The organism is Curtobacterium flaccumfaciens, assembly GCF_051548005.1.
Lineage (GTDB): Bacteria > Actinomycetota > Actinomycetes > Actinomycetales > Microbacteriaceae > Curtobacterium.
In genome coordinates this window covers 1-5587 of record NZ_JBPUGH010000191.1, presented here as the reverse complement: position 1 = coordinate 5587, position 5587 = coordinate 1, and the positions used below count along the sequence as shown (strand labels likewise).

4 protein-coding genes are annotated in these 5587 nt (G+C 71.1%); 1 reads left to right on the top strand and 3 read right to left on the bottom strand.

All coding sequences use genetic code 11. The annotated features are described in order from the left end of the window. Positions 1–215: 215 nt before the first annotated feature. The 3 genes from ACSW7Y_RS15885 to ACSW7Y_RS15875 form a co-directional block, all read right to left on the bottom strand. Positions 216–1601: a class II 3-deoxy-7-phosphoheptulonate synthase gene (locus ACSW7Y_RS15885; RefSeq protein WP_438127208.1), complete on the bottom strand. Its 1386-nt coding sequence runs from the start codon at positions 1599–1601 to the stop codon at positions 216–218. Positions 1602–1697: 96 nt separating this feature from the next. Beyond that, positions 1698–2423: a lysophospholipid acyltransferase family protein gene (locus ACSW7Y_RS15880; protein ID WP_438127207.1), complete on the bottom strand. Its 726-nt coding sequence runs from the start codon at positions 2421–2423 to the stop codon at positions 1698–1700. A gap of 33 nt (positions 2424–2456) precedes the next feature. Then, positions 2457–3410: an ROK family glucokinase gene (locus ACSW7Y_RS15875; protein WP_438127206.1), complete on the bottom strand. Its 954-nt coding sequence runs from the start codon at positions 3408–3410 to the stop codon at positions 2457–2459. A gap of 336 nt (positions 3411–3746) precedes the next feature. Between ACSW7Y_RS15875 and ACSW7Y_RS15870 the strand changes: the two genes are divergently transcribed. Further along, complete coding sequence (locus tag ACSW7Y_RS15870) at positions 3747–5531, top strand: AMP-dependent synthetase/ligase (RefSeq protein ID WP_438127209.1); 1785 nt, start codon at positions 3747–3749, stop codon at positions 5529–5531. Positions 5532–5587: the final 56 nt, after the last annotated feature.

Genomic DNA, 5587 nt, shown 5'->3' with positions numbered 1-5587 from the left:
GTGCGGCTCCCGACGCGACCACCACCGGACGGGAGGCGCGGTGACCAGGCTGCCCCGCGCCTCCCGTCCGGTACGCACACGCGTACCTGCGCCGTCGAGTCTCGTGCGCGCGCCGCCGAGTCTCGTGCACAGCGACAAGTCTCGTGCCCACGGGCACGAGACTTGTCGGTCACCGCGAGACTCGTGGCCGTGCCGCGCACCGCGCCGCGCCGCGCTCAGCGCGCGGTGTGCGGGTGCGCGCCGAGCTCCTCGGCGACGAGGAACGCCAGCTCGAGCGACTGCATGTGGTTCAGCCGCGGGTCGCAGAGGGACTCGTACCGGGTCGCGAGCGTCGCCTCGTCGATGTGCTCGGAGCCGCCGAGGCACTCCGTCACGTCGTCGCCGGTGAGCTCGACGTGCATGCCACCCGGGTACGTGCCGACCTGGCGGTGCGCCTCGAAGAACCCGAGGACCTCGTCCACGACGTCGTCGAAGCGACGGGTCTTGTAGCCGGTCGGGGTCGTCAGGCCGTTGCCGTGCATGGGGTCGGTCACCCAGAGCGGGTTCGCGTCCATGCCCTTGATGGCCTCGAGGAGCTTCGGCAGCTCGTCGCGGATCTTGCCGGCGCCCATGCGCGTGATGAAGGTCAGGCGTCCGGGCTCGCGGTTCGGGTCGAGCTTCTCGACGAGGGCCTTCATGCCGTCGACCGTGGTCGTCGGGCCGAGCTTCACGCCGATCGGGTTCCGCACGCGGGACAGGAAGTCGACGTGCGCGCCGTCGATGTCACGGGTGCGCTCCCCGATCCAGATGAAGTGGCCGGAGGTGTCGTACGCCTGACCGGACCGGGAGTCGATCCGGGTCATCGGGCGCTCGTAGTCCATGAGCAGCCCCTCGTGCGAGGCGTAGAACTCGACGTGCTTCAGCTCGTCGAAGTCCGCACCGCAGGCGCCCATGAACCGGATCGCACGGTCGATCTCCTTCGCGAGGTGCTCGTACCGGGCGTTCGCGGGGTTCGACGCGAAGCCCTTGTTCCACGAGTGCACCTGGCGCAGGTCGGCGAACCCGCCCTGCGTGAAGGCGCGGACCAGGTTCAGCGTCGACGCAGCGGTGTGGTACCCCTGCACGAGGCGGCGCGGGTCGGCCTGGCGGCTCTCCGGCGTGAAGTCGTACCCGTTGACGATGTCGCCGCGGTAGGCCGGCAGGGTGACGTCCCCGCGGGTCTCGAAGTCGCTCGACCGGGGCTTGGCGAACTGCCCCGCCATGCGGCCCATCTTGATGACGGGCATCGAGGCACCGTACGTGAGGACGACGGCCATCTGCAGGATCGTCTTGACGCGGTCGCGGATGGAGTCGGCGGTGGCACCGGCGAAGGTCTCCGCGCAGTCACCGCCCTGGAGCAGGAACGCCTTGCCCTGGGCAGCCGCGGCCAGACGGTCACGGAGCTTGTCGACCTCGCCCGCGAAGACGAGGGGCGGGAGCGTGGCGATCTCGGCGGAGGCGGCCTCGGCGGCGGCCGGGTCCGGCCAGGTCGGCTGCTGCTTGATCGGGAGCGTGCGCCAATAGTCGAGCCCCTCGATGACGTCCGGATCCTGCAGGGCGACGAAGTCGGTCGACTCGAACAAGGGCGTTACCTCGGTGTTCTGGGCTTACGGCCGGCCGGGCGACCGGCTTTCCGGTCGGCGACCCGCCGTCCGGCCGGGTTGCCGGACCCTGCGAGCCTACCGTCCGGAGGCGCTGCCCCGCTCCTTCATGACCTGCTCCCGCGCCGAGCTCGCGCGTTCCTTGACACTCGTCGCGTAGACGTCGACGTACTCCTGTCGGCTCAGCCCGGCGAGCTCGTGCATGACCTCGTCCGTGACGCTGCGGAGGATGAAGCGGTCGGTCTCGAACCCCTGGAAGCGCGAGAAGTCGAGCGGCTTGCCGAACACCACGCCCACGCGCTTGAACTTCGGGAACCGCTGGCCGATCTTCTGGACCTCACGGGTGCCGACCATCGCCACGGGGATCACGGTGACGCGGCCCTCGAGGATCATGCGGGCGATGCCGGTACGGCCGCGGTAGAGCTTGCCGTCCGGGCTGCGCGTCCCCTCGGGGTAGATGCCGAGCTGCTCCCCACGGGCGAGGACCTGCAGGCCGGTGTGCAGCGAGGCCTCTGACGCCTTGCCGCCGGAGCGGTCGATCGGCAGCTGCCCGATCGCGTTGAAGAACGTCTTCGTCGCCCAGCCCTTGAGGCCGCGGCCGGTGAAGTAGTCGCTCTTCGCGAGGAACGAGATCCGACGGTCGAGCACCGCCGGCAGGATCACCGAGTCGATGAACGAGATGTGGTTCGAGGCGAAGATGACCGGCCCCTTGGCGGGGACGTGCTCACGGCCGACGACCCACGGTCGGAACAGCGTGAGGATGAGCGGGCCGAGCAGGAAGTTCTTCAGCAGCCAGTAGGTCATCGATGACTCCGAGGGGGTGGGGTGTGGCCGACCCTACGCCGTCCGGGCGTGGATCCGGGCGAGGTCGGCCGCTCCGACGACCCCCGCGTCGTTCACGAGCTCGGCGATCACGAAGTCGGGCTCCGGGTGGTAGCCCCGCGCCGGGAGGTTGGAGAGGTACGCCTGCTTGATCGGCTCGAGCAGCCGGTCCCCCGCGCTCGCGACGCCGCCGCCGAACACGAACAGCTGCGGGTCGAGCACGGCGGACAGCGAGGCGCAGGCCTCACCGAGGTGCCGACCGAGCCGACGCAGGGCTGCGAGGGCCCCGGGGTCGTCCGCGAGGATCAGGTCGCCGACGATCTTCCCGTCGAGGTGGCCGCCGTTCTGCTCGCGTGCGTCGGCGAGGGCGGAACCGATCCCGCCGGCGTCGGCGACGTCGTTCGCCATGCGCTGGAGTGCACGACCCGAGCCGTACTGCTCGATACAGCCGCGGGCGCCGCAGCCGCAGGGCAGGCCGTTCGGGACGATGCGGAGGTGGCCGATCTCGCCGCCGGTGCCGAAGCCACCGCGGAACAGGCGGTCCTCGGTGACGATCGCGCCACCGACGCCGGTGCCGATCGTGAGCATGGTCATGTCGGACACGAGCCGTCCGGCGCCGAAGCGGAACTCCGCCCAGCCCGCCGCGTTGGCGTCGTTGTCGACCGTGATGTGCAGGTCGCCGATGCGCTCCTGGAGCTTCTGGCGCAGGGGCTCGTTCCGCCACCGGATGTTCGGCGTGTAGTAGACGATCGACTGCGAGGCGTCGATGAAGCCCGGCGCCGCGACCCCCACCGCGCTGACCTCGTGCGAGGCCCGGAGCCGCGTGACCATCGTCACGACGTCGTCCAGCATGGCGTCCGGGTCCGCAGCGTTCGTGGCGACGCGGTCCTCGGCGAGGATCTCGCCGAGCTCCGAGACGACCGCTCCCGCGATCTTGGTGCCCCCGATGTCGATTCCGATGGCGTGCACGGTCCACGAGCCTACCGGTTCGCGGTGTCCACACCGAACGCACGGGCGGCTCCACGGCGTTCCCCGTACGACGACCCCTATGCTGGCGGTGTCGCCTCGACGATGAGGCGTACTCGAATCGAACCGGCCGACGAGGGAGTCACCGTGAACGATCAGCGACCCGAGCGCCTCACCAGTGCCGCCGCCGAACAGGACGCCACCGCGACCAGCACCGAGCCCACCACGCGGTCTGCCGCGGCCCGGGCGGACGCGTCGCCGTCCGCCACACCGGCCGGGAGGCACGCCGCGCGTCCCAGCGCCGGTCCGGTCGCGCCGGACCACGGCTCGGCAGCACGCCTGCTCACCGAGCGCGCTCGGCTCACGCCCGACCGACCGATCCTCGCCGAGCGGCACGGCGACACCTGGACGCCGATCACCGCCGCCGAGACCCTCGCCCGCGTCCGCGCCATCGCGAAGGGCTTCGTCGCCGCCGGCCTCGAGCCGGGGGCGCACGTGGCGATCCTGTCCCGCACCCGCCTCGAGTGGACGCTGGTCGACTTCGCGGTGTGGACCGCCGGCCTCGTCTCCGTCCCGGTCTACGAGACCAGCTCCCCCGACCAGATCCGCTGGATCCTCTCCGACTCCGAGGCCGTCGCGATCGTCGTCGAGCAGGAGCAGCACGCCCGCCGGGTCGCGGGCATCGCACCGGACCTCCCGCACCTCGGTCAGCACTGGACGATGGACGGCGGCGGTCTGGACGACCTCGCCCGTCTCGGCGAGGACGTCACCGACGCGGAGCTCGACGCCCGCACGGCGACCGTGCACGGGCACGACGACGCGACGATCATCTACACGTCGGGCACCACGGGCCGACCGAAGGGCTGCGTGCTCCGGCACGACAACTTCACCGGGACGGTCGAGGGCGCGTCCGAGGCCATGCCCGAGGTCATCGCCGAGGGGTCGTCCACGCTGCTGTTCATCCCGATGGCCCACGTGTTCGCGCGGTTCATCGCGGCGATGTCGCTCTCCGCGGGTGTGCTCGTCGGCCACGAGCCGGACACGAAGGACCTCATGAAGGCGGTGTCGACCTTCAAGCCGACGTTCCTCCTCGCCGTCCCCCGCGTGTTCGAGAAGATCTACAACTCGGCCGAGCAGAAGGCCGACCTCGGCGGCAAGGGCCGGATCTTCCGCGCGGCGGCGGCCACCGCGGTCGCGCACTCGGAGGCGCTGGGCACGGGCAGGGTGCCGCTCGGGCTCCGGCTGCGGTTCGCCCTGTTCGACAAGCTCGTCTACGCGAAGCTCCGGGACGCCATCGGCGGACGGGTCCGCTACGCCGTCAGCGGTTCGGCGCCGCTGTCCCCGCGGCTGTCGCACTTCTTCCGCTCGATCGGCGTGCACATCCTCGAGGGCTACGGACTCACCGAGACCACCGCGCCCGCCACGGTGAACCGCGCCGCCGAACTGCGGATCGGCACCGTCGGACGGGCACTCCCCGGGGTCGAGGTCCGCATCGCCGACGACGGTGAGATCCTCATCCGCGGCGTCGACGTCTTCGACCGCTACTGGCACAACGACGAGGCGACGGACAAGGCGTTCGTCGACGGCTGGTTCCGGACGGGCGACCTCGGCCGGCTCGATACCGACGGGGTGCTCACCGTCACCGGTCGGGCCAAGGAGCTCATCGTCACCGCGAGCGGCAAGAACGTCGCGCCGGCCCCGCTCGAGGACGGCATCCGCGAGCACCCGCTCGTCGGCCAGGCGATCGTCGTCGGCGAGGGCAAGCCCTTCGTCGCCGCCCTCGTGACGCTCGACCGCGACATGCTCCCCGGCTGGTGCGAGGCCCGGGGCATCTCCCCCGTGCTGGACCCGCACCAGGCCGCCTACGACGAGCGCGTGCACCAGGCCGTGCAGGAGGCCGTGGACACCGCGAACCAGCGGGTCTCACGCGCCGAGAGCGTCCGGTCGTTCACGATCCTCGACACCGACCTGACCGAGGCGTCGGGTCACCTCACGCCGAAGCTCACGATCAAGCGACCGGTCATCATGCGGGACTTCGCCGCGGACATCGAGCACATCTACTCGGGTTCGAAGGTGCAGACCACCGCCACGCCCGTGGTGACCAGCCGTCGCCGACGTGGCTGAGTGATCCGGACGCAACGGCGCTGATCGCAACGGCCTGGAGGCCCGGTGCCGGTCCC

Coding starts and splice junctions, on each gene's coding strand:
- ACSW7Y_RS15880 (WP_438127207.1), bottom strand. CDS start 2,423: ATGACCTACTGGCTGCTGAAGAACTTCCTGCTCGGCCCGCTCATCCTC.